General features: G+C 41.3%; 23 protein-coding genes. 3 read left to right on the top strand and 20 right to left on the bottom strand.

Annotated features, from left to right (window positions below):
• Positions 1-137: 137 nt before the first annotated feature.
• A complete protein-coding gene (locus BK580_RS01415) occupies positions 138-578 on the bottom strand; it encodes a GNAT family N-acetyltransferase (protein ID WP_078378606.1) in 441 nt (146 codons plus the stop codon).
• Positions 579-643: 65 nt separating this feature from the next.
• Entirely contained in the window at positions 644-1366 is a 723-nt protein-coding gene (gene spoIIR, locus BK580_RS01410; RefSeq protein ID WP_078382602.1) for a stage II sporulation protein R, read from the bottom strand.
• Between the two features lie 373 nt (positions 1367-1739).
• Here spoIIR and BK580_RS01405 point away from each other — a divergent pair, with 373 nt between their 5' ends.
• Positions 1740-2015, top strand: a complete 276-nt coding sequence (locus BK580_RS01405) for a hypothetical protein (protein WP_078378605.1) — start codon at positions 1740-1742, stop codon at positions 2013-2015.
• 154 nt (positions 2016-2169) lie between these two features.
• Here the strand turns inward: BK580_RS01405 and prmC are convergent, their stop codons facing one another.
• The 11 genes from prmC to BK580_RS01345 form a co-directional block, all read right to left on the bottom strand.
• Positions 2170-3030 carry a peptide chain release factor N(5)-glutamine methyltransferase gene (gene prmC, locus BK580_RS01400; protein ID WP_078382601.1) on the bottom strand — a complete coding sequence of 287 codons (861 nt, stop codon included), beginning with the start codon at positions 3028-3030 and terminating at the stop codon, positions 2170-2172.
• An 8-nt stretch (positions 3031-3038) separates the two neighbouring features.
• The gene (gene prfA / locus BK580_RS01395; protein WP_169864734.1) at positions 3039-4109 is read right to left on the bottom strand and encodes a peptide chain release factor 1; all 1071 of its coding nucleotides are present in this window, start codon (positions 4107-4109) and stop codon (positions 3039-3041) included.
• 404 nt (positions 4110-4513) lie between these two features.
• Complete coding sequence (locus BK580_RS01385; protein ID WP_078378602.1) at positions 4514-4945, bottom strand: hypothetical protein; 432 nt, start codon at positions 4943-4945, stop codon at positions 4514-4516.
• Between the two features lie 69 nt (positions 4946-5014).
• Positions 5015-5620, bottom strand: a complete 606-nt coding sequence (locus BK580_RS01380; protein WP_078378601.1) for a thymidine kinase — start codon at positions 5618-5620, stop codon at positions 5015-5017.
• Positions 5621-5749: 129 nt separating this feature from the next.
• Positions 5750-5995, bottom strand: a complete 246-nt coding sequence (locus tag BK580_RS01375) for a type B 50S ribosomal protein L31 (RefSeq protein WP_010200435.1) — start codon at positions 5993-5995, stop codon at positions 5750-5752.
• A gap of 237 nt (positions 5996-6232) precedes the next feature.
• Positions 6233-7504, bottom strand: a complete 1272-nt coding sequence (rho, locus tag BK580_RS01370; RefSeq protein WP_078378600.1) for a transcription termination factor Rho — start codon at positions 7502-7504, stop codon at positions 6233-6235.
• Between the two features lie 467 nt (positions 7505-7971).
• Positions 7972-8940 carry a class II fructose-bisphosphatase gene (gene glpX, locus BK580_RS01365; RefSeq protein ID WP_078378599.1) on the bottom strand — a complete coding sequence of 323 codons (969 nt, stop codon included), beginning with the start codon at positions 8938-8940 and terminating at the stop codon, positions 7972-7974.
• A gap of 215 nt (positions 8941-9155) precedes the next feature.
• Positions 9156-10448 carry a UDP-N-acetylglucosamine 1-carboxyvinyltransferase gene (locus BK580_RS01360; RefSeq protein WP_078378598.1) on the bottom strand — a complete coding sequence of 431 codons (1293 nt, stop codon included), beginning with the start codon at positions 10446-10448 and terminating at the stop codon, positions 9156-9158.
• 227 nt (positions 10449-10675) lie between these two features.
• Positions 10676-11320, bottom strand: a complete 645-nt coding sequence (fsa, locus tag BK580_RS01355; protein ID WP_078378597.1) for a fructose-6-phosphate aldolase — start codon at positions 11318-11320, stop codon at positions 10676-10678.
• 128 nt (positions 11321-11448) lie between these two features.
• Positions 11449-12306, bottom strand: coding sequence for a class II fructose-bisphosphate aldolase (locus BK580_RS01350; protein ID WP_078378596.1), 858 nt, complete (start codon positions 12304-12306; stop codon positions 11449-11451).
• A gap of 331 nt (positions 12307-12637) precedes the next feature.
• Positions 12638-13015, bottom strand: coding sequence for a response regulator (locus tag BK580_RS01345; protein WP_139364818.1), 378 nt, complete (start codon positions 13013-13015; stop codon positions 12638-12640).
• A gap of 271 nt (positions 13016-13286) precedes the next feature.
• Between BK580_RS01345 and BK580_RS01340 the strand changes: the two genes are divergently transcribed.
• A complete protein-coding gene (locus BK580_RS01340; RefSeq protein WP_078378594.1) occupies positions 13287-13829 on the top strand; it encodes a DUF2529 domain-containing protein in 543 nt (180 codons plus the stop codon).
• Positions 13830-13891: 62 nt separating this feature from the next.
• On the top strand, positions 13892-14434 hold the full coding sequence (locus tag BK580_RS01335; RefSeq protein WP_078378593.1) for a GNAT family N-acetyltransferase: 543 nt from the start codon (positions 13892-13894) through the stop codon (positions 14432-14434).
• Between the two features lie 141 nt (positions 14435-14575).
• Here the strand turns inward: BK580_RS01335 and BK580_RS01330 are convergent, their stop codons facing one another.
• From BK580_RS01330 to BK580_RS01300, 7 genes are all read right to left on the bottom strand, one after another.
• Positions 14576-16189: a CTP synthase gene (locus tag BK580_RS01330; RefSeq protein WP_078378592.1), complete on the bottom strand. Its 1614-nt coding sequence runs from the start codon at positions 16187-16189 to the stop codon at positions 14576-14578.
• Positions 16190-16860: 671 nt separating this feature from the next.
• Entirely contained in the window at positions 16861-17415 is a 555-nt protein-coding gene (rpoE, locus tag BK580_RS01325; RefSeq protein ID WP_139364817.1) for a DNA-directed RNA polymerase subunit delta, read from the bottom strand.
• A gap of 267 nt (positions 17416-17682) precedes the next feature.
• The gene (gene icmF, locus BK580_RS01320) at positions 17683-20931 is read right to left on the bottom strand and encodes a fused isobutyryl-CoA mutase/GTPase IcmF (RefSeq protein WP_078378591.1); all 3249 of its coding nucleotides are present in this window, start codon (positions 20929-20931) and stop codon (positions 17683-17685) included.
• Positions 20906-21565, bottom strand: a complete 660-nt coding sequence (locus BK580_RS01315) for a TetR/AcrR family transcriptional regulator (RefSeq protein ID WP_078378590.1) — start codon at positions 21563-21565, stop codon at positions 20906-20908. The genes icmF and BK580_RS01315 overlap by 26 nt, the downstream gene beginning before the upstream one ends.
• A 14-nt stretch (positions 21566-21579) precedes the next feature.
• On the bottom strand, positions 21580-22719 hold the full coding sequence (locus BK580_RS01310; protein WP_078378589.1) for an acyl-CoA dehydrogenase: 1140 nt from the start codon (positions 22717-22719) through the stop codon (positions 21580-21582).
• Positions 22700-23881: an acyl-CoA dehydrogenase gene (locus BK580_RS01305; protein WP_078378588.1), complete on the bottom strand. Its 1182-nt coding sequence runs from the start codon at positions 23879-23881 to the stop codon at positions 22700-22702. The genes BK580_RS01310 and BK580_RS01305 overlap by 20 nt, the downstream gene beginning before the upstream one ends.
• A 39-nt stretch (positions 23882-23920) precedes the next feature.
• Positions 23921-24775 (bottom strand): 3-hydroxybutyryl-CoA dehydrogenase, encoded by an 855-nt coding sequence (locus BK580_RS01300; protein WP_078378587.1) that lies wholly within the window; start codon positions 24773-24775, stop codon positions 23921-23923.
• Positions 24776-24778: the final 3 nt, after the last annotated feature.

Here is a 24778-nt window from a genome sequence, read left to right as displayed (position 1 = left end):
AAAAATCTATTAACATGTGAATATAGAAGGATTTACTTTCAAAAGTATAATGAACTTGTACAAATTATACAAGCTTTATCCACAAATTGTGGATAAAGCCTGTGTGTTCGGTGGATAACTTTGTTAATATCCACATTTTATAGCTTGCAAATCATAAATGTGCATGTCTGCTGTGCTAAAATCTCTTTTAAATGTGGAGATTCGGTAATTTCTGTTGGTACATTGTGGATCTCTTGTGGATGAAATCCTAAAAGTTCGAAAAATTGTATGTAATTATGCTTGTTAGTAACGAGATATAATCTATCTAGCTCTTTTCTGCGAGCATGTTGCTGCGTGTGTTCGAACAGTTGTAGAAGATGCATCTGTTTCACAGAAGGACCTATCACAAGGGAGCGTAACAGGCCGTCTTGCCCAATTGTTTCAATGCCGATTGTCCCACAGATACCCACATGCTCTTCTTCAAGGATGATAAAGTCCTCTATTTTTTCCTCTAACCCTATTGTACTAATATTTGCTTGTCTTAAAAAGACCTGTAAAGCCCAAAGATCCTCTTTCGTGGCGGAGCGTAGTTTTTTCATTTTTTCACCTCATCTAGTATTTTTTCTACTACTACTCTATTGAGGTGGATGAAAAAGTAGAACTACTAACTCGCAATTTTTTCCCATAGAGATGATAGAAGCTCTACTACAAAGAATTTCACTTCCACTTCTTCTGGTTCTTCATCAATTACGAAATCTTGAGCCTGCACTGTTGCTGATGGTGATTCACTGACTTTTGCTGTTGTTTTTACTGATGCATTTGTTTTTGTTTGTTTTTTTGTTTCTGCTTCTTCTTCTTCAAAAGGTGTGGCGGTTGCTTCGCCGTTTGAGAAGTCTAGGAAGCATAGTGGCGGGAAAAGTACGCACCACCAGTTTGCACCTGTTCCTTTTCCTAAAGTGATTAAAATTGCTTCATAGTCTCCTGCAGGATAGATGAATTTCCCATACATTTTCGTTGGAAAGTTTACTCTCCCAAAGTCTACATTATACTTTTGAACGATTCCTTCTTCTACCATTACTTCTTCTACAATTTGTTCGATTTCAGCAATATTTCCCTTTATTACTTCGCGGGCATTTTCCATGGAAGTTAGACCTTCCACCCAAACAGTTATTTCTTCATTTACTCTGTCACGAATTTTCCTTTTAAGCTCTTGATCCTCTACGTTATCACTGTTCGCTAGAATTCGAAGGCGAATCGCTTCATCCGGAATCACCATTGCACCATTCTTCACTTCCGCTCCAGCAGAAGCCTGTTCCCCAATCACCGAAATATATGCTCCGACAAACATCACTACTATATATAAACTAATTACATTCTTTTTTAACATCCCCAAGCACTCTCCCCTCTAGCAAACAGTCTAGGCAAAAAACAAAAATCCTAAACTACTAAAATGAGAAAAAAAGTGAAAATATGAGTGAGATGTTTTTTTGTTTTTGGTGCCTGGCTCCAGCAGGAATATCTCACCTCACGTCGTACTCGATATCATTGCGGGTTTTGTGTAGAGATGGTGCCGTAAATTTGGGGCCAGGCACCGGCAGGAGTTTTCCACTTTGTGTTGAAGCGGGCTGATGCATCATTATGTTGTTGGGTGATTTATTAGTAGTTTGATATTGTACTAGTTTTAGGTTTTCTTTTGGAACTTAGAGGGTATTGGATTAAGGCGGTTTTTTTATTTTTATGGAAAGGGGAGAAAGTCTTATATGAGGTCGTTTACGTACAACATAGAATCATTTCGCATTGGGGAAATCAAGGGTGCTTTTAATCATATTAGCATTCCGATTGATTTCGGAATATTAGTGGGCGGCAGGTGGATGAATGGGAAAGTATTTTACCATCATTATCACCGCACAATATCGTATGATTCCAACCTATCTCAAATTATGAACGTAGTGAAAACAGAACAGCAAGAGAAAATTCGCCAAGCGATTATTCGTAATGTCGAAGGAAAGACAAAAAGGGGTCTGACCATCGCCTGACCCACTGGAAAAACAAGCTTGCATTCAATCTTCGAGTTGATTATTATCAGCACTCCAACACCTTGTTCCGATAAAAGTCGCAGCTAGCAAGGTGCCGCTTCTTATCTAATCACGGTAATGGAGCGGCAACACCTGTACAACCCCCGATAAATCTTTACCCAATTTCCGCAAATACCATACGATCTTTTCCGTTTATATCAAATACAACCTCTGCTTTAGCATGAGGAAATGTTTTTACTAGCAACTCTTTTACCGCTTCTCCTTGCCCCATTCCGATTTCAAATGCAACAAGCGCACGTTCTTTTAACACTTGCGGCAACTCTTCCATAAACCGTTCATAAAATTCTAGGCCTGACACGCCGCCGACTAATGCACGATACGGTTCAAAATCCTTCACAACGATGGACAAATCGTCGTAGTCTTTTTCCGGTATATATGGTGGGTTCGATACGACGATATCCACTTTCATGCCCTGCTCAATAAAAGGCAACAGCAAATCACCTTCTAAGAACTCAACGTCCGCCTCAAGTTCCTTCGCATTATCCATCGCAACCTCTAGTGATTCTCCGGCAATATCAGTCGCCATCACAGCGAGGTCTTTATTTTCCAACGCTAACGTAATCGCAATTGCACCACTGCCTGTCCCAACATCGACCACACTTAGCTTCTCTGTTCGTTCCTCACCAAAGTGACGCTTCACTCGATCCAGAACTCCAACAACCAACTCTTCTGTTTCCGGTCTAGGAATAAGCACTTCTTCACTTACAAAAAAACTACGACCATAAAACTCTTCTTTTCCCATTATATATTGCACCGGAATTCCCGCCGCATGCTTATGCACGTTAAAGACGAAGGAACTCTGAATATCCATTGGCATCATTTCTTGCATTCTACTAAAAAGCTGTGAACGGTCTAACTTCATATGATGACGTAACAATAATTCTCCCGCATTTTCGTCACGTTCATTCTTTTTCAAAAAATACGAAGCCCAGTTTAGAGCTTCGTATACTTTCATCGCTTTCATCATTTTTCCATTTGTTCCATTCTTAGTGCTTGATCTTCCATAATCAACGCATCCACGATTTCCTGAAGCTTCCCTTGTAAAATCTGGTCCAGCTTCTGAATCGTTAAGCCAATGCGGTGATCCGTTACACGATTTTGCGGGAAATTGTACGTACGAATACGTTCAGAACGGTCACCAGTACCAACAGCTTGCTTACGATTTGCATCATACTCAGCTTGTACTTCACGTTGAAACTTGTCATATACACGTGCGCGAAGAACCTTCATCGCTTTTTCTTTATTTTTAATTTGAGATTTTTCGTCCTGACAGGATACTACCGTGTTCGTTGGAATATGCGTTAAACGAACCGCCGACATCGTTGTATTTACCGATTGTCCACCTGGTCCACTAGATGCGAACGTATCAACACGGATATCTTTATCATGAATTTCAATTTCTACCTCTTCCGCCTCTGGTAAAACCGCAACCGTTGCAGTTGAAGTATGGATACGTCCACCAGACTCTGTTTCTGGTACACGCTGCACGCGATGGGCTCCATTTTCAAACTTCAGCTTAGAATAAGCCCCTTTACCAGTAATCATAAAGATAATTTCCTTATAACCACCAACACCTGTCGACGCCGCTTCCATCACTTCCGTTTTCCAGCCATGGGATTCCGCATAACGACTATACATTCGATATAAGTCACCCGCAAATAATGCCGCTTCATCTCCACCAGCTGCTCCACGAATCTCCATAATAACGTTCTTGTCATCATTAGGATCTTTCGGTAAAAGAAGAATGTGTAAACGCTCTGCCAATTCCTCTTGCTGCGTTTCAAGCTCAGAGATTTCCTCTTTCACCATATCACGCATTTCCGAATCTAATTTATCCTCAAGCATTGCTTTTGCACCGTCTAATTGCTCTTTTACATCTTTATATTCACGATACACTTCTACCGTTTCCTGAATATCAGATTGTTCCTTCGAATACTCACGAAGTTTCTTCGTATCACTAATAACTTCCGGATCACTCAATAGCTCCGTTAATTTATCGTAACGTGCCTCTACAGACTGCAAACGATCAAACACGTGCATTCACCTCTATGTAATGTGTACAGAAAACTACTCTGCAACTAATATTTTGGTTCCTACCTACAACATTCTAATTATAGTATAGGTTAGATGAGCCGTCAAAATCAAATCGAGGGAAGTTTGGTGGATTTTGGTGGGTAATTAGGGGGAGCTTTTGACTTTTTTGGACGAGCTTCTAGTTTTTTGGCTAGATCTTCTGATTTTTTCCGCCAACCTTCTAAAGTTTTTCGATGACCTTCTGACTTTTTTGACAAACCTTTTGATATTTTTCATTGCCCGACTATTATTTCCCACACTCACTTCAATCAAAAAGAGACGCCTCACTCCCTCAAAAAGGAAATCAAGTCGTCTTTTAGTCAGAACTATATCTTTGGAAAAAATCCAGCCAATCCAATACCAAGTTATCTTTCCTTGATTGTTAACTTTACGCGGTAGCGGGGAGTGACGTCCACGAATTTCTTCGCTAAGTGCTTTTTAAGTTTGGACTTTTCCTCTTTAGATAGCGTGCCGTCATGATAGGCGGTTACTCGAGCGGTATCGCCTGTGATATAAACCCTGCCAGGTTGCAGGTCACTGTTCATCGTAATTACTTCGGCGAATTTATCTTGGTCATCGCCATAGTCGAGGCGATTTTCCGTCAAATCGAGGAAATTAGGGTTCTGATTTGTATTGTAGTCCTCTGAATCTAAATCGCGCTTGTAAAATCCGGTATCGCCATGTGTACCGATTAGCCTTGTCCCATTTATGTCTTCACGTTGATTCGTACGAGGTTCTGCTGTACAGCCGGAGACAAAAAAAGAGCATACTACTAAAACCAGGATTGCATGTTTCATGCAAACACCTCCTGCTTTTAGCGTATCCTCTTTGCTTATATTTTTACGGACAAATTATAGGAAAGATTGTTATTTTTTCACTTCTTGTAAAACGGACACATTTAGAGGGACTTCATGATGATGACGACAGCGAGGTTCGTAAGATTCAGAAGCGCCGACTAAAATGATTGGGTCATCGTAACAAGCTGGGTTACCGTTAATTAAACGTTGTGTACGGCTTGCAGGCGATCCACAAACAGCACATACTGCTTGTAGCTTTGTTACCGTTTCAGCGATTGCCAGTAGTTCCGGCATCTTACCGAATGGCTCTCCGCGAAAATCTTGGTCAAGTCCTGCTACAATTACACAATAACCTCTGTTTGCCAACTCTTGAACCACTTCTACAATGTTTTCATCGAAAAATTGAACTTCATCAATGCCTACCACTTCTGTTTGTTCCTCTACTTGGTCGAGGATTGCTTGGGAAGTAGGAACTGGCACTGCAATGATTGATGTACCATTATGGGAAACAACTGCCTCATCGCTGTAACGATTGTCAATTGCTGGTTTGAATACTTGAATTGCTTGTTTGGCAAATTGGGAGCGTCGCATGCGGCGAATTAATTCTTCTGATTTTCCAGAAAACATGCTGCCACAAATCGCTTCTACCCAACCTGCATGCTTCATTACGTACATGCACGGCCTCCCCCTTCTATTTATTAGCGTATAAAAAGTGCTTAGTTTCGGAAGGAAACATAAGCACTTTTATGTAAAAATAAGTAAAAAAACAGGCAAGCTATAAGATAACCTGCCTGTTTTGCTTTATTACTTAAGGCCGTATTTTTTGTTGAAACGCTCAACACGTCCATCAGCAGCAGCATGCTTCTGACGTCCAGTGTAGAATGGGTGAGAATCAGAAGAGATCTCAACTTTGATTAGAGGGTAAGTAGTACCATCTTCCCATTCGATAGTTTCGTTTGTTTTCATCGTAGAACCTGTGATGAATTTGAAACTAGTGTTGATGTCCATGAATACAACTTTACGATAATCCGGATGAATTCCAGCTTTCATTCTTGTCATCTCCTTTTCGCCCTGAGTCTTTCGAAACAGAGTTATCATTCAAATGATACCAAATCAAATTCGACATCATTTATCATAAAAACACACTGATGAAATTATATCAAGGAATTTCGTGTTTTGCAAGGTTACTTTTGGGCTTATCTGCAATAAGTATTACCGCAAATATTTCCAACCGTGTAAAAACAAGTGGAAGGTACGCATTTCGGCATCGTCCTTTCCTTTAAATTCCTATCGTTTTCCCGTTCCAGCCTTTTGGTCTTCGTCTAACATGTCAAAGAATTCTTGGTTGGATTTTGATTGACGCAATCTTCTTAAGAGCTTTTCTGCGAAGTCTGGCGTATCTGACATCGTTTTACGAATCGCCCATAGCTTATCAAGGTGATCCTTAGGAATAAGCAATTCTTCTTTACGCGTACCTGAGCGACGGATGTCGATTGCTGGGAAGATACGGCGTTCCGCTAAATTACGGTCTAAATGCAATTCCATGTTTCCTGTACCTTTGAACTCTTCATAGATAACGTCATCCATACGAGAGCCTGTCTCAACAAGTGCTGTTGCAAGAATTGTTAAACTTCCGCCCTCTTCAATATTACGCGCAGCACCAAAGAATCGTTTTGGACGGTGGAATGCAGCCGGATCGATACCACCAGAAAGGGTACGTCCACTTGGTGGAATGACTAAGTTATAGGCACGTGCTAGACGAGTAATACTATCCATTAAGATGATTACGTCACGCTTATGCTCTACAAGACGTAATGCGCGCTCTAAAACAAGCTCTGCTACTTTGATGTGGTTTTCTGGCACTTCATCAAATGTAGAACTTACTACGTCTCCTGCAACAGAACGTTCGATGTCAGTTACTTCCTCTGGACGCTCGTCTATTAGAAGAACAATCAATTCTGCTTCTGGGTGGTTCGTTGTAATGCTATTAGCGATTTCTTTTATTAACATTGTTTTACCAGCTTTTGGAGGAGCAACAATTAAGCCACGTTGGCCAAATCCAACTGGTGCAATTAAATCCATTATACGAGTAGAAAGACCTTTGGTTTTTGTTTCTAGCACAATTTGTCGGTCAGGATATAACGGTGTTAGAGCTGGGAAATGCACACGCTCTTTTGCAGATTCTGGATCATCGCCATTTACTGCCTCTACATGTAAAAGCCCATAATAACGCTCGTTCTCTTTTGGAGGACGAACCTTCCCCGAAACTTTATCTCCGTTTCTTAAGTCAAAGCGGCGAATTTGAGATGCTGAAATGTAAATATCCTCTGAGCTTGGAGAGTAGTTGATCGGACGTAAGAAGCCGAAACCTTCCGATTGAATGACTTCAAGTACACCTTCCATGAATAAAAGGCCGTCTTTTTCAGCTTGTGCTTTTAAAATAGCAAAAATAAGTTCTTTTTTTGTTAGTTTGCTGTAGTACGATACTTTATGTTGACGGGCAAACTCATATAATTCTTTTAATTTTAAATTTTCTAAGTGAGATATTGTTAAATCCATAAAAAGAAAACACCACTCTATTCTGATTTTTAGTGATTCGAGAAAAAATGTTCATTTGTCTTCCAAAACTGATTCAAGCTGAAATTATGTTCGAAGGATGGGAGCTGTTGAGTACCTACACCTTATTTACAATGCTAATAAATTGGAATGAAGGTTGAGGACTTACTCCCTTGTGTTGTGGGATAACTCTCCTTATGAAGAAATTGTAGAAGAATCGCTAGGAAGAAAAGGATAAATTACACATAATACGCGTAGCATTTTTTATTTTACCCACATTTCATGCTTTTAAGCAACTCTTTTCTATAGACAAGCTTTGAGTTTCGCGTTTATTTTCTGGGGAATATTCTAGAATACCCCCGCTATTTGTCGAAATGTCGTTACCTTCCCTATAGAATTCGAGGGACGTGTAGTTTTTTTGACGTAGCAAGAAGGATTCTTATGCTAGAAAACCGTAAACGAAATTTCGTTTACGGTTTAAATACTAGGTTAGGCTTTTTCTTAATATTGTGCTGTCCATCAATGAAACGAACAGTACCGGATTTCGCGCGCATAACTACAGAGTGTGTCGTAGCATTTGTGCCTTTAAATTGTACGCCACGTAGTAGCTCACCATCTGTTACTCCAGTAGCAGCAAAAATTGCATCGTCACCACGAACAAGGTCTTCCATTCTTAGAACTGCATCAATATTTTCAATTCCCATTTTGCGGCAACGGATTAGCTCTTCTTCGTTTTGAGGTAAAAGCTTCCCTTGGATTTCTCCGCCTAAGCATTTTAAAGCAACTGCTGCGATAACGCCTTCTGGTGCACCGCCAGAGCCGAATAAAATATCTACACCAGTGTGATCAAAGGCTGTATTAATAGCTGCTGCCACATCTCCATCGTCAATTAGCTTAATACGTGCGCCCGCGTCTCTTAATTCAGCAATGATTCTCTCATGACGAGGTCTGTTTAAAATTACCGCCACTAAGTCTTCAATATCTTTATTTTTTGCTGCTGCAACTGCTTTTAAGTTATCTAATACCGAGGCATTGATATCTATTTTGCCAACAGCTTCTGGACCTACAGCGATTTTATCCATATACATGTCTGGTGCATGTAAAAGGTTACCGTGATCTGCTACAGCTAAAACGGCCAATGCGTTCCAGCCACCTGATGCAACAATGCTTGTCCCTTCTAGCGGATCAACTGCCACGTCAACTCGTGGACCGTAGCCAGTTCCAAGCTTTTCTCCAATATAGAGCATGGGAGCTTCGTCCATTTCACCTTCTCCGATTACAACAGTTCCTTTCATCGGGATGGTATCAAATACATCGCGCATCGCAGAGGTTGCTGCACCATCAGCACTATCTTTGTCTCCTCTTCCCATCCAACGTGCTGATGAAAGTGCTGCTGCTTCTGTTACTCGAATTAATTCCATGGATAAACTTCTTTCCATTTCTCCCACTCCCTTTTCTATCTATAAGACTTTTCACTTTTATTATAAGCTAAGTTTATTTATGCAAATCGTAGCATTGTGATATACTTTTCGTTAATAGTATATCACAATTGGCGAAAAGTGAAAGAAAAATCATAGAAAAAAACAGAACTCTGTTAGGAGTTCTGCTTAATTAGCTATAGAAAAGTCGAAGCAAAGGAACTTCAAAACGTATGTTAGGAGTTCTGCATTTGCTCGATTTCTTCTTCTGATAAATCTTCGCGCCATAGTGTGGCACCTAAGCCTTTTAGTTTTTCTTCTAAATGACTGTAGCCTCTATCTATGTGCTCAAGGCCTGTAATCTCTGTGAGGCCATCCGCTAAGAGACCTGCAATTACTAGGGAAGCCCCTGCTCTTAAATCACTAGCTCTTACTTTTGCTCCTTGAAGCTGAACAGGACCATTAATAATAGCAGAACGACCTTCTACTTTTATTTGGGCATTCATACGACGAAGCTCATCAACGTGTTTGAAGCGTGCTGAGTAGATCGTATCTGTTACAATGCTTGTCCCTTCCGCCTTTGTTAGTAAGGTCGTCATTGGCTGTTGAAGGTCTGTTGGGAAGCCTGGATGCACGAGCGTTTTCACGTCCACTGCTTTCAGCTTTTCTCCTGGAACTACAAGCACTTGATCTTGATTGTCATTAATATCAATTCGTACGCCCATTTCACGAAGCTTTGCGATCAAAGGTTCGATGTGTGTCGGGATTACATTATCGATGATCATTTCGCCACCAGTTGCAGCAGCCATAATCATGTAAGTACCCGCTTCGATTCGGTCTGGAATAATCGTATGTTTACATCCATGAAGGCTATCTACTCCATCGATTCGAATAACGTCTGTACCTGCACCTTTAATCTTTGCACCCATACTAGTTAGTAAGGTTGCTACATCAATGATTTCTGGCTCTTTTGCAGCATTTTCAATGATTGTTCTACCTTTTGCTTTAACTGCTGCAAGCATAATATTGATTGTTGCTCCGACACTCACAACATCTAGATATATACGTGCGCCTCGCAGTTCGTCTGCGCGCAGATAGATTGCACCTTGCTCATTTGTTACTTCTGCACCTAGCGCTTCAAACCCTTTGATATGTTGATCAATTGGTCTTGGGCCAAGATGACATCCACCTGGTAAACCTACCACTGCTTTTTTGAATCTGCCAAGCATCGCTCCCATTAAATAATAGGAAGCTCGTAGCATTTTCACTTTTCCACTAGGTAAAGGCATGGCGATCATTTTAGAAGGGTCGACTGTTAAATCTTCCCCGTCCATTGATGCCGTTCCACCGATCTCTTCTAGTAGACTGCTTAAAATCTCTACATCCGATATCTTTGGTAAACCCTCAATTGTTACAGGTGAGTCTGCTAAAATAGTTGCGGGAATAAGTGCAACCGCACTATTTTTCGCACCGCTAACTCGTACTGTGCCATTTAATTTATTGCCACCAAGAATTTTTAACTTTTCCATATAGGTCTCCCTTCAAGGCGAGGTTGGTTTCCAAGTGTGTTATTTTTCATTATACACAATTATTACCAATCTTAAAATTTTCGTTATCTATTAGTTTACACGAAATTATTGAATACTTATATGAAAAAGCAAAATTCTTTATGGAATCGTCATATTTGATACTTTTTTCATCTTCCAGGGTGACGGTTAAACAATTTTCAGAGCCAAGTTATAAAATATACCTCTTTTTATTGTTGACGATTGTTCCAGTCTGCTAGGAATTTTTCGATTCCTTGGTCTGTTAATGGGTGACCGAAGAGTTGCATGATGACTTTGTAAGGAACTGTAGCAATGTGTGCTCCTTTTAGTGCTGCATCTGTAATATGTAGGGGGTGACGAATTGATGCTGCGATAATTTCTGTTGGGATGTCGTGAACAGCGAAAATATCAGCAATTGTTGCTACTAAATCTAATCCGTTTTGGCCAATATCATCTAGTCTACCTAGGAATGGTGATACGTAGGAAGCTCCTGCTCTTGCAGCTAAAAGTGCTTGGTTTGCATTAAAAATAAGGGTAACATTTGTTTTGATGTTTAGTTCGGAGAATACTTTTACTGCTTTTAGACCATCTGGTGTCATTGGAACTTTTACCGTAATGTTTGGTGCAATGGCAGCTAATGCTTTACCTTCTTCAATCATTCCTTCTGCATCAAGTGCAATTACTTCCGCACTTACGGATCCTGTTACGAAAGAAGTGATTTCACGAAGACGATCTTCAAATGTGATATTTTCTTTTGCTACTAAACTTGGGTTTGTTGTTACTCCCGCAAGGATTCCAAGTGCGTGCGCTTCTTTGATTTCTTCTAGGTTTGCTGTGTCGATGAAAAATTTCATAGTGATCTCTCCCTTATTGTTTGGTGTTTACGCTTTCATATAGTAAATAAACAAAACCGCCCTTGTTGGCGGTTTTGCACATATAACGTTGCCTTGTTGTTGGTTGAAATCTTGTTGAAATATTTTAATTACGCTTTGTTAGAAGAACCGAATTCACGCATTTTGCCTTGAACTGTTTCTTTAATCGCGTCACGAGCTGGTCCTAAATATTTACGTGGATCGTATTCTTCAGGTAATGCAGCTAATGTTTCGCGAACTGTTCTAGCAGAAGCGATTTGGTTTTCTGTGTTTACGTTAATTTTTGCTGTTCCAAAAGAGATTGCTTTTTGGATATCATGCGTTGGGATTCCAGTTCCACCGTGTAGTACTAGAGGAACGCCAGCACGGTTGTTGATGTCTTCCATCTCTTTGAAGCCTAGGTTCGGTTCGCCCTTGTAAGGACCGTGTACAGAACCTAATGCTGGAGCTAGACAATCAATACCTGTACGTTTAACAAGCTCTTCACACTCAGCAGGGTCAGCATAGATTACGCCGTCAGCGATAACGTCGTCTTCTTGTCCACCAACTACTCCTAGTTCTGCTTCAACAGAAACTCCGTGGAAGTGTGCTAGTTCTACAACTTTAGTAGTCGTTTCGATGTTCTCCTCAAATGGATGGTGAGATGCATCAATCATAACAGATGTAAATCCAGCGTGAATCGCTTTTGCACAAGATTCAAAGCTTGAACCGTGATCTAAGTGAATCGCAACTGGTACTGTTACTTTGTACTCTTCCATTAGTGCTTTAACTAAAGCTACTATTGTTTTGAATCCGCCCATGTAACGAGCTGCGCCTTCTGATACACCAAGGATTACTGGTGAATTTTCTGCTTGTGCAGCTTGTAAAATTGCTTGGGTAAATTCTAGGTTGTTTAAGTTAAACTGACCTACTGCATAGCCTTCTGCATTTGCTTTTTTCAACATTTCTGTCATGGAAACTAAAGGCATTGTAAAATCCTCCTCCGTATTATACTAAATCCGAAAAGTTTTCCGTTTGCAAGATGGTAAACTCAAGGAGTGAGGAATGCAAGGTTTCACGTTCCGTTCCTGTTAATGAGTATTCCTTCTTTTTGTATCAGTTTCACCTTTATCAAACCTAGCTTGACCAATTGAAAAACTAGTTATGTATGAGAGTGAAACAAACCGTAAAACTTGTCGGAAGATACTATCCAGTACCTAGCATACCAACTCTGAAAGAAAACTACAACTACCCAGTATTCCCCTTTATCATTGTAAGCGGTAACAGTTATAAATTTTTTATTTCCAGCCACAAACTGGACTAATTTTCGGTGGATTGAGGCATATTTTCACGAACTGCATCTCTTATTTCATCAATGTCGAATGGCTTGGCAAAGTGAGTGATTGCCCCTAAATCCTTCGATTCCTGAATCATATCCAATTCCCCATACGCGGTCATAATTATGACTTGTATGTCTTTGTTGATAGCCTTCAACCTTTTTAAAATTTCAATACCATCCATACCAGGTATTTTCATGTCTAATAGCACTAAATCAGGTGAATGTTTTTCTACAATATCTAATGCTTGGTAACCATTAGCTGCTTGGAACGTCTGATATCCTTCTTTCTGAAATACCTCATTTAACAATATGCGTATCCCATACTGGTCATCCACAATTAGCAATTTTTGACCCATCATTCCACCTCGTTTCATAGAAAAATTAAATCCGTTTCCATCCTTCAACCTATTTCTACTATAATAGTCTTATTTCCTGCTTTTCACCATTATTAATTTTAGGTTATTTTTAAATTAAATTTCTTTTTGGGGCCAGACCCCCGCAGGAATTTTCCGACTTATGTCGTACATGCCTCCCATTATACAAGAGGTTGGAGCGATTTTGTGGCGAATTTGAATTTTTTTTGGGGGTATGGTAGTGATGGTAGGGTAATTTTATGGAGGAGGTTTTGTTATGTTGAAGATTTTTACGACTCAGCTTCAGGGTGTGTTTAAAGGGATAGCGAGTAATGAGGATTTTTTGTTGGAGGATGGTGCTCGTTTGTTATCCCAGGCCGCTGTTGGGGATGGTCAGATTTACATACATGGCGTGAAGGAAATGAAAGCTGTAGAAGCGGAAGCGACGGAAGGTGCGGAGCCGCTACCTAAAGCACTCCCCCTCTCTTCTCTTGAAAGCTATCATGACATAACTAACATCGATCGTGCGTTAATTGTGTCACGTTTTTCGACCGATGAAGAAGCAGTTAGTACAGCGAAAGCTTTGCAGGAGCTTGGCATTGAGATTGTCGCCATATCAACGTTGGTGGATAGCTCTAATGAGACTGAGTCCCTTGATACGATAGCAGATGTTCATATCGATATGAAGCTGAAAAAGCCGTTAATTCCAGGCGATGATGGAGTACGATTTGGCTACCCAAGCAGCATGACGGCTTTATATGTGTATTACGGTCTTGCTTTTACAATTAAAGAAATTCTAGAAGAACAGGATGAATTGTAGAGGGTTTTTCACTTCGGATGTCGAAACACCTCTTTAGTCATAATTTCTGGAGGTAGGTTCAAGTGGATATTACTCAAACATATCGAGTTAATCAGGCAACAGCTTCTGATAGTTCTGCTGTTTTGAAAATCCTGAAAAACCGCGCTCTTTGGTTAAAGGAAAATGGTTCTGAGCAGTGGATATTTTTATTAAGCGGACAGGAAGACGCCGAAATTGTCGCGAAAGTAGAGGCTGGCTTATTTTATAAAGTACTTTCTCAAGACAGTGACGAGATTATTGCCGTTTTTCTGCTTTCTAGTAAGCAGGATAGGTGGGATATTGAGCTTTGGGGAGAGGACGATGGAACCGTTGGAAGTGCTCCATTCTATTTGCATAAGCTCGCCGTCTCGCTTACTCATAAAGGAGAACGTGTTGGAGATTTTGTCATGGAGTGGATAAAAAATCATGTTCGGTCGCTTGATAATGCTGAATGCATGCGGTTAGATTGTGTTGCTTCAAGTGATAAGCTGATTCATTTTTATAAAGAGCATGGCTTTGTTTTACAGAAAATAGTGATGGATCATTGTTTGTTTGAGTGGCGAGTTCACACAAGTTCGAATGGCTGAAACGGCTTTTGGCATCTTCCGGACTTTATAAGAGGAGATGGCTCTTTTAAACACCGCTGTACTTTTTTAACAGAGCCAAAAGAAAAAGAAGGAGTAGAATGGTCCATCAAAACGGACCGTCTGCTCCTTCTTTATTTTAGATTAAGCTAATACTTCTGCATGCTTTATAGATGCTTGTACGAAGTCACGGAATAACGGCTGTGGACGGTTAGGTCTAGACGTGAACTCCGGGTGGAATTGAGATGCTAGGAACCAAGGATGGTCTTTGATCTCGATTACTTCTATTAAGCGACCGTCTGGGCTTGTACCAGAGAAGATAAAGCCGTGCTCTTCCATTTGCTGACGGTATTGGTTGTTGAACTCGTAACGGTGACGGTGACGCTCGTATACAACGCCTTCTTCATATGCTGCTTGAGCAAGAGAACCGTCGATTAATTTACATGGATATAGACCAAGGCGAAGTGTTCCACCTAAATCTTCAATATCCTTTTGTTCTGGTAGTAAGTCGATGATTGGGTATGGCGTTTCTGGGTTTAATTCAGAAGAATGAGCTCCTTCTAAACCGAGAACGTTACGCGCAAATTCGACTGATGCAAGTTGCATCCCTAAGCAAATACCAAAGAATGGAACTTTGTTAACACGTGCATAGCGAGTTGCTTCGATTTTTCCTTCTACTCCACGATCACCGAATCCACCAGGAACGATGATTCCAGCTGCACCACCTAAAAGCTCGTCGACATTTTCAGCTGTTAACGTTTCAGCGTTAACCCAGTTGATTTTAATTTCAGAATCAAACTGATATCCTGCATGGCGAAGCGCTTCTGCTACGGAAAGGTACGCATCTTGTAACTCTACATATTTTCCAACTAATGCAATGGTTGTTTTGTTAGATAGGTTTTTCACTTTATCCACAAGCTTCGTCCACTCTGTCATGTCCGCTTCAGTTGTAGTATCAAGCTTCAAATGATCACAAACAATTTGGTCCATTTTTTGCTCTTGATAAGCTAGAGGAACTTCATATAAAGTATCCGCATCAATGGATTCGATTACTGCTTTCTCATCGATATCACAGAATAAAGCAATCTTATCCTTCATGTCTTGTGAGATCGGCATTTCGGAACGAAGCACGATGATGTTTGGTTGAATACCTAAGCTACGAAGCTCTTTTACACTATGTTGTGTTGGTTTTGTTTTCAACTCACCAGCCGCACGTAGGTAAGGTACTAACGTACAGTGTACATACATCACGTTGTCACGACCGATATCACTCTTGATTTGGCGAATTGCCTCTAAGAACGGTAAAGATTCGATGTCCCCTACTGTTCCACCGATCTCCGTGATCACTACATCAGCGTTTGTTTCGCGACCTGCACGGAATACGCGTTCTTTAATTTCATTCGTGATGTGCGGAATTACTTGAACTGTTCCACCTAAGTAATCACCACGACGCTCTTTTTTCAAAACTGTAGAATAGATTTTTCCAGTCGTTACGTTGCTGAATTTGTTTAGGTTGATATCGATGAAACGCTCGTAGTGACCTAAGTCTAAATCCGTTTCTGCGCCATCGTCCGTTACAAATACTTCCCCATGCTGATAAGGACTCATCGTACCTGGGTCCACGTTAATATATGGATCGAACTTCTGAATCGTCACGTTTAATCCACGGTTTTTTAATAATCTTCCTAATGATGCTGCTGTTATCCCTTTACCTAGAGATGACACAACCCCACCTGTTACAAAAATATACTTTGTCATGCTGTCTCCCCCTCGATTAATGTATTTTACTATTATTTAAATAACTACCCTGATTCTTAAGAGGCATTTAACATTTTTATCATTAGTCAAAAACACCAAAATCATTTACTAAAAAATGAAGCTGTTCCTAATTAACTTAGGTACAGCGTGAAATTTTGTAATGGCTCAGCCTACTTTATGACTAATAAAATAAAAAAACGCTCCTCTTACTAGGTTTTCTAGCAAGGGAGCGTGTATTTGATATACCGAATCATTCATGTCCTTTTAAAAGGAGCCCAAAAAAGATTCTACCTAGTTGGGGAGAAAAAGTCAAGGGGGATTTTTAGGGGAGGTGTCTTTTATGACTACGTGAAAATGGGTAGGGGGCATGTTAAATTCCGTTGCAGGTGTTCGCTTATTAGGGCGTGATGTGGCGCTTTCCGTTACCCAATTTTCACTAATTTCAAGTAATTAGGACACGATGAAGCATGTTTAGTATAGTGCCCTTACCCATAGTATCAGCGCAATAGGCTTGCTGGTAAGGAGCGAAAAAATAACGAAAAGTAAAAATCAAAAAAAGACGCCTTCTCCTCTAGAAACAGGAGGTTAAGGCGTCTTTTTTCGCTACACTTCTATAAATTGCTCGTTGATTAGCGGCTCTTTACATCAATGAAAAATCAAAGTGGGCGACCTTAAACCTTGTCGTCCTCTTCCTCTGCGTCGTCCTCGTCTTCGTCATCCTCGAGGTCATAGTCTTCATCTTCTATAAGATCCTCTTCGAACTCTTCGTCATCATCTTCATCGTCGTCTTCATCAGCGTCGTCAAAGTCGTCTTCCTCAACTTCATCTTCTTCGTAGTCGTCAAGGTCATCAAACTCAAGTTCTTCTTCATCAAGCTCCTCGAACTCATCTGCGTCAAGATCATCATCAGATGCCTTCTTCGCTTTTTTCTTCTTGGTTTTCACCTGAGGAGTTGTTTCTTCTTCTATTTGATCATAAGGATACCATGCACGAAGTCCCCATTGGTTTTCCCCAATACAAATAAAACGGCCGTCAATGTTTAAGTCCGTGTAAAATTGTGATAGTTGGCTACGAAGATCTGCATCTTTAAATCCCGTAAGCTTCTTAATTTCCTTAAGTAGTTCTCCAAATGTCACAGATTGTTTTTGGTCTTTGAATAATGCATAAGTGATTTCAATTAAAGACATTTCCTTCACTTCTTCTGCCGTTAAATGGTCTAATGCCAAGGTCTGCACATCCTTTCTGTATATGTAAAAAGTCAATAATATTAAAGATTTCTAGAAAAATCCATACCACTCATTATAAACAAATCCCCTATGTTTAATCCAGCATAAAATAAATCTTTCTACAAAATTTTTGAATGAGGGCGTTTTTGTGCCTGGCCCCGGCAGGAATCTAACGTTCGGTGTCGAATACTTTGTGGTTTGGATTCGGGGAGTTTTTTGGCTAATTTTAACAAAAGGGGCCAAGCCCCTTTTGTCGTGTTTGTTGCTTTACATGTTACGGCGGAATTGGCCGCCTACTTCATAGAGGGCGGTGGTGATTTGGCCCAGTGATGCTATTTTGACGGTTTCCATGAGTTCTTCGAAGATGTTTTCGCCGTTGATGGCAACTTGCTTTAGGCGGTTTAACGCTTCTTCTACTTTGTCGCTGTTGCGCTCTTGGAATGCTGTTAGGTTACGTATTTGCGTTTCTTTTTCCTCTTCTGTTGAGCGTGCTAGCTCGATGTCGTTTAGATCATCCTCAGATGGAGGGTTTGGATTTTGATAGGTGTTCACACCGATGATTGGTAGCTCACCCGTATGCTTTTTCATTTCATAATACATTGATTCATCTTGGATTTTCCCGCGTTGATATTGGGTTTCCATCGCACCTAGTACGCCTCCGCGATCGTTTAAGCGTTCAAATTCCTGAAGCACAGCCTCTTCTACAAGATCTGTTAGCTCCTCCGCAATGAATGAGCCCTGTAATGGGTTTTCATTTTTTGCTAAGCCATGTTCTTTTGTAATAATCATTTGAATCGCCATAGCGCGTCGAACAGACTCCTCTGTCGGTGTTGTGATCGCCTCGTCGTAAGCATTCGTGTGCAAGGAGTTACAGTTATCCTGTAATGCCATTAATGCTTGTAACGTAGTACGAATATCATTAAAGTCAATTTCTTGAGCATGCAAAGAGCGACCTGACGTTTGAACGTGGTATTTCAGCTTTTGACTGCGCTCATTGGCCTTATATTTATTTTTCATGACCGTTGACCAGATACGTCTTGCTACACGGCCAATTACGGTGTATTCGGCATCCAACCCATTGCTGAAGAAGAAGGATAGGTTTGGTGCAAAATCATCAATGTTCATTCCGCGGCTTAAATAGTATTCCACATAAGTGAAACCATTTGCCAGTGTAAACGCCAATTGTGTAATCGGATTTGCGCCAGCTTCTGCAATGTGATAGCCAGAAATCGAAACCGAATAGTAGTTACGGACCTTTTTATCGATAAAATATTGCTGAATATCCCCCATCACACGAAGGGCAAACTCTGTTGAGAAGATACATGTGTTTTGACCTTGGTCTTCTTTTAAAATATCAGCTTGAACGGTTCCGCGCACGGTTTGCAGTGTTTTCGCACGGACCTCTGTGTACTCTTCCACAGTTAAAATACGACCAAGCTCTTCTTCTCTCGATTTGACCTGTTGATCAATCGCCGTGTTCATAAACATCGCCAAAATAACAGGTGCAGGTCCGTTGATCGTCATGGACACCGATGTACTTGGTGCACAAAGATCAAAACCATCATATAGCTTTTTCATATCATCTAGTGTACAAATGCTAACCCCACTGTTACCAACCTTCCCATAAATATCTGGGCGTGGTGCTGGATCTTCGCCATATAAGGTTACAGAATCAAAGGCGGTACTTAAACGTTTTGCATCATCATCTTTACTTAAATAGTGGAAGCGACGATTCGTTCTTTCTGGTGTACCTTCCCCAGCAAATTGACGCTTTGGATCCTCTCCCTCACGTTTAAATGGAAAGACCCCTGCTGTGTATGGGAACTCTCCAGGTACATTTTCCTTGTACACCCATTGCAAGATTTCCCCGTAATCGACGTACTTCGGAAGCACGACCTTTGGAATCGCCAATCCTGATAAGCTTTTCGTTGTAAGCTTTGTGATGATCTCCTTGTCGCGGATTTTCGTCACAAACTGATCACCCGAGTATTTCTCTCTCTTCTCAGCCCAGCCTGCTAAAATTTTGCGCGACTCACTGGTTAACTTTTCTTCATATTCTTGGCGGATAGCCGCAAGAGCGACAACAAGTTCTTCCTTGCCAGCAGCCGCTTCCATCGCTCCATCTAATTGGAATAGCTTGCGCGCTAGATCCACCTGCTCTTTCGCATCTTTATGGTAGTTGCGAACCGTATCACTTATTTCACGTAAATAGTAGCGACGATCGTTCGGGATGATGACATTTTGCTTTTCGACATCTTTCGTCGTTGGCAAGTTCGTCGTATGGTTGGCACCAGTTTTTTCGTTGATTAAGCCCAATAACGCTTGAAATAATGTGTTTGTGCCTAAATCATTAAATTGGCTGGCAATCGTTCCGTAAACTGGCATCTCATCCAACTCTATATCCCATAAAAGACGGCTACGTTGGTATTGCTTTTGCACCTGACGTTTCGCGTCTTCTGAGCCTTTTCGCTCGTATTTATTGATAACAATTAGGTCAGCATAGTCAATCATATCGATTTTTTCTAACTGGGACGGTGCACCAAATTCGCTCGTCATAACATACATCGAGATGTCGCAAATTTCCGTGATACCAGCATCCCCCTGCCCTATTCCACTCGTCTCAACGATAATTAAATCAAACCCCGCAGCCTTGACGACAGCGATGGCATCTTGAATCGCTAACGAAAGTTCTGAGCGAGAACTACGCGTTGCAAGGGAGCGCATATACACTCTTGGATTAAAGATTGCATTCATGCGGATGCGGTCACCTAATAAAGCTCCGCCTGTTTTCTGCTTCGTTGGGTCAACCGATAGAATTGCTACCTTTTTATCTGGAACCTCATTGATAAAGCGGCGTATCAACTCATCTGTTAAGGAACTTTTCCCTGATCCACCTGTACCTGTAATTCCAAGAACCGGTACCTTTTTTTGCTTTTCTTTTACCTTTGAAAGTGCCGCAAGAGCTGTAGCAGCAACCTCTTCGTTCGTTGTCACTTGTAACTCAGCAAGTGTAATGAGCTTGGCAATTGCTTGGTGGTCATCTGCAGTTAAACGCTCTACTTCATCGCCCAAGGCTTTGGCAGTTACAAAATCACAATCCTTGAGCATGCTATTAATCATGCCTTGGAGACCATGCTCCCGTCCGTCCTCTGGTGAGAAGATGCGAGCAATCCCATACTCGTGAAGTTCCTTAATTTCACTTGGAATGATAACGCCCCCGCCTCCACCGTAGATCTTAATGTGCGACGCGTTCTTTTCTTTTAAAAGATCGAACATATATTTAAAATACTCGACATGCCCGCCTTGGTAGGATGAAATGGCAATTCCTTGCACATCCTCTTGAATAGCTGCATTGACGATTTCCTCAACGGAACGATTATGGCCAAGGTGAATAACCTCTGCTCCACTTGCTTGTAAAATCCGCCTCATGATGTTGATGGATGCATCGTGTCCATCAAATAAACTTGAAGCTGTGACAAATCGGATATGGTTAGTTGGACGATATATTACTTCCATGCTTCACGTTCTCCCCCTTTGTAAGTCCGTTTACTAACAGTTCAATCTGGCCTGCGATATAGTCCTCCAGCTTAAAGTGCTTATGCAGCACCCAACGACGGAAGCCCCACATTTGTCCTTGAACGAAAATATTATGAGCCATCAGCTGAATTTCTTGTTCCTTTAACTTCATGCCCTCTGCTGCCAGGCAGTTGCGAACAACTTGCTCAAACATCGCAACCATTTCCAACTCCTTATTTAACACATACGGCAAAGCGTCTTTGGAAAGCGATTTTGCCTCCTGATACATCACCAATACTTCATCCTGCATTTCATCCATGACCCGAAAGTAGTAGGAAATCGCAGCCTTTAAACTCTCGAGATTCCCACGCTTCATATCAAGCTCTTGCTGCAGGCGTTCTCCCACTTGGTCATAAATGCGGTCACATACTAAATAGAGCACATCTTCTTTCGTACGAATGTATTCATACAGTGTTCCGATACTAAAGCCCGCTTCCTTAGCTATTTCACGGGTTGTGGTGCGGTGAAAGCCTTTTTCTTTAAAAAGACTGACCGCACCTTTTATCATTTGATCGCGCCGTTTCTCTATTAACTTTTCATCTTTAACGGATGCATGTACTTGACGTTTTTTCATCCTTTTCCACCCACTTACTTGGTAAGCATTCTGGAGATTACGAGACGTTGAATTTCTTGTGTTCCTTCATAAATTTGTGTAATTTTTGCATCTCTCATATAGCGTTCTACCGGATAATCTTTCGTGTAGCCATAGCCACCGAATATTTGCACAGCCTCGGTCGTTACCTTCATTGCAGTGTCGCCTGCCATAAGCTTCGACATCGCTGACTCTTTCCCATAGCTTAAGTTCTCTGACTCTCTCCATGCTGCTTGATAGGTTAAAAGTCTAGAAGCCTCTACCGCTGTTGCCATATCTGCTAATTTAAAGCTCACACCTTGTTGCGCAGCAATTGGCTTCCCAAACTGAACACGCTCTTTTGCATAACCGACCGCTGCATCTAAGGCACCTTGAGCAATTCCAACGGCTTGAGCTGCGATTCCGTTACGACCGCCATCTAATGTGGTCATCGCCACTTTGAAGCCTTCACCTACCTCACCAAGTAGGTTTTCAACCGGCACTCGGCAATCTTCAAAAATGATTTCTGTTGTAGGTGATGAACGAATGCCTAGTTTCTTCTCTTTTTTTCCTACGCTAAAACCAGGGAAGTTGCTCTCAATGATAAAGGCACTGGTTCCTTTATGCTTATGTTCTGGATCAGTTACGGCAAAAACGACATAGATGTCTGCGATTCCCCCATTTGTGATGAAAATCTTGGACCCATTTAATACATAATGATCGCCATCTAACTTCGCTGTTGTTCTCATTCCGCCTGCATCTGAACCTGAACCTGCCTCTGTTAAGCCATAACCACCAATACTTGTTCCTTTTGCTAGTGGTACTAAATACTTCTGCTTTTGCTCTTCCGTTCCGTATTTATAGATCGGCCAGCTCGCCAAAGATGTATGGGCGGATAACGTTACACCTGTCGACGCACATACCCGAGAAAGCTCCTCGACTGCGATACAATACGCTAAATAGTCACTGCCGATTCCGCCGTACTCTTCTGGAAACGGAATACCTGTTAAACCTAAGTCCGCCATTTTGCGAAAGATATCCATATCAAAGCGTTCTTCTTCATCACGCTCTGCTGCTGTTGGTTCCACCTCATTCTTGGCAAAATCGCGTACCATTTTACGGATCATTTCATGTTCTTCACTTAGTAAAAAATTCATTTAATCCATCCCCCAATTTATGTTTGCTTAATAGATGCTTTCCAATAACTACCCGCTGTATCTCACTTGTTCCTTCATAAATTTCACAAACTTTCGCATCACGGAAGAAGCGCTCTACCGGATAGTCCTTCGTATAGCCATAACCGCCAAACACTTGAACCGCTTCAATCGCAACATTCATCGCTGTTTGAGAAGCAAAAAGCTTTGCCATCGATGCTTCTTTCCCACAAGGCTTACCTAGTTCACGTAAGTTCGCGGCACGATAGGTTAGTAGTTTCGCTCCCTCTACCGCCGTCGCCATATCTGCTAGCTTGAACCCTACTCCTTGCTGAAGCGCGATTGGCTTGCCAAATTGTACTCGTTCCTTGGCATATGCCGTCGCATGCCCAAGGGCTGCTTCTGCGATTCCAAGTGATTGAGCCGCGATGCCAATCCGACCAACATCCAAGTTAGCCATCGCAATTTTAAATCCTTCGCCTTCCTGACCAAGGAGATTTTCAAATGGTACCTTGGCATCTTCAAATGTTAACTGAACTGTTCTAGAGCCGTGTAAGCCCATTTTGTGCTCGTCTTTTCCAATAATTAGGCCTGGAGTATCCTTTTCTACGATAAATGCGGAAACACCCTTCGTTCCAAGCTCAGGATTGGTAGAGGCAAACACGATATACGTATCTGCTTCGCCACCATTTGTGATAAATACCTTTGCTCCATTGATCAGGTAATGGTCGTCTTTTTTTACGGCGCGAGTTTTCAAGCTACCTGCATCAGATCCAGCACTAGGTTCGGTTAAACAGAAAGCACCTAGGTACTCACCAGAAGCTAGCTTTGTGACGTATTTTTGCTTTTGCTCTTCTGTTCCAAAATAAAGAATTGGGTTCGTTCCAACCGATGTATGAACAGATAGAATAACTCCCACTGTTGCACTTACTCGTGATAGCTCATTAATTGCAATAATATAAGATGGAAAGTCCATTCCCGCTCCGCCGTACTCCTCTGGAATCGTCATGCCCATTAGCCCGAGCTCTGCCATTTTCGTTAAGATCTCCCGTGGGAAAACGCCTTCTTCTTCCATTTTCTCTACAAACGGTGCAATTTCTGTTTCTGCAAAATCTCGAACCATTTTTCGGACCATCTCTTGTTCTTCTGTAAATCGCAAATTCATCTTTGTTGACCCCTTTCGTGCTGCCATTTGTGTGTCGATTTATGTCTCGTATGTGTAAAATCCACGGCCGGTTTTGCGACCAAGCCAGCCCGCTTTTACGTATTTTCTAAGCAATGGGCATGGGCGGTATTTATCATCTCCAAAGCCTTCATGCAAGGTTTCCATAATGTAAAGACAAGTATCTAGGCCAATGAAATCAGCTAATGTTAATGGCCCCATCGGATGGTTCATGCCAAGCTTCATCACTTCATCAATCGCTTCTGGTGTTGCCACTCCCTCATACACCGTAAAAATCGCTTCATTGATCATTGGCATAAGTACACGGTTTGAAACAAATCCAGGGAAATCATTTACTTCTACTGGTACCTTTTGTAATTTTTTCGTCATATCTTCAATCGCACCATATACTTCATCCGCCGTTTGAAGACCACGGATAATTTCTACTAGTTTCATAACAGGGACTGGATTCATAAAGTGCATGCCAATTACTTTCTCCGGTCTTGTTGTCACTGCTGCAATTTCTGTAATTGGTAAAGAGGATGTATTCGTTGCTAAAATCGCATGTTCTGGAGCGTATTTATCAAGTTCAACAAAGATTTTTTTCTTAATATCCATATTTTCAACTGCCGCTTCAATCACAATGTCCACATGCTTTGCGTCCTCTAAAGAAGTTGTAGCAATAAGTCCGCTTAGCACTTTTTCTTTTTCATCTGCTGTCATACGTCCTTTATCAACGGATCTGGTTAAGTTTTTTGCAATCGAAGCCATCCCGCGATCGACGAATTCCTGTTTTAAATCGTTCAGATATACGTCATAGCCTGCCATTGCACAAACCTGTGCAATTCCAGATCCCATTTGTCCTGCACCAATTACCATTACTTTTTGAATCGTCATATA

It is taken from the genome of Sutcliffiella halmapala (assembly GCF_002019665.1).
Classification (GTDB): domain Bacteria; phylum Bacillota; class Bacilli; order Bacillales; family Bacillaceae_I; genus Sutcliffiella_A; species Sutcliffiella_A halmapala.
This window is presented reverse-complemented; position numbering and strand designations above follow the sequence as displayed.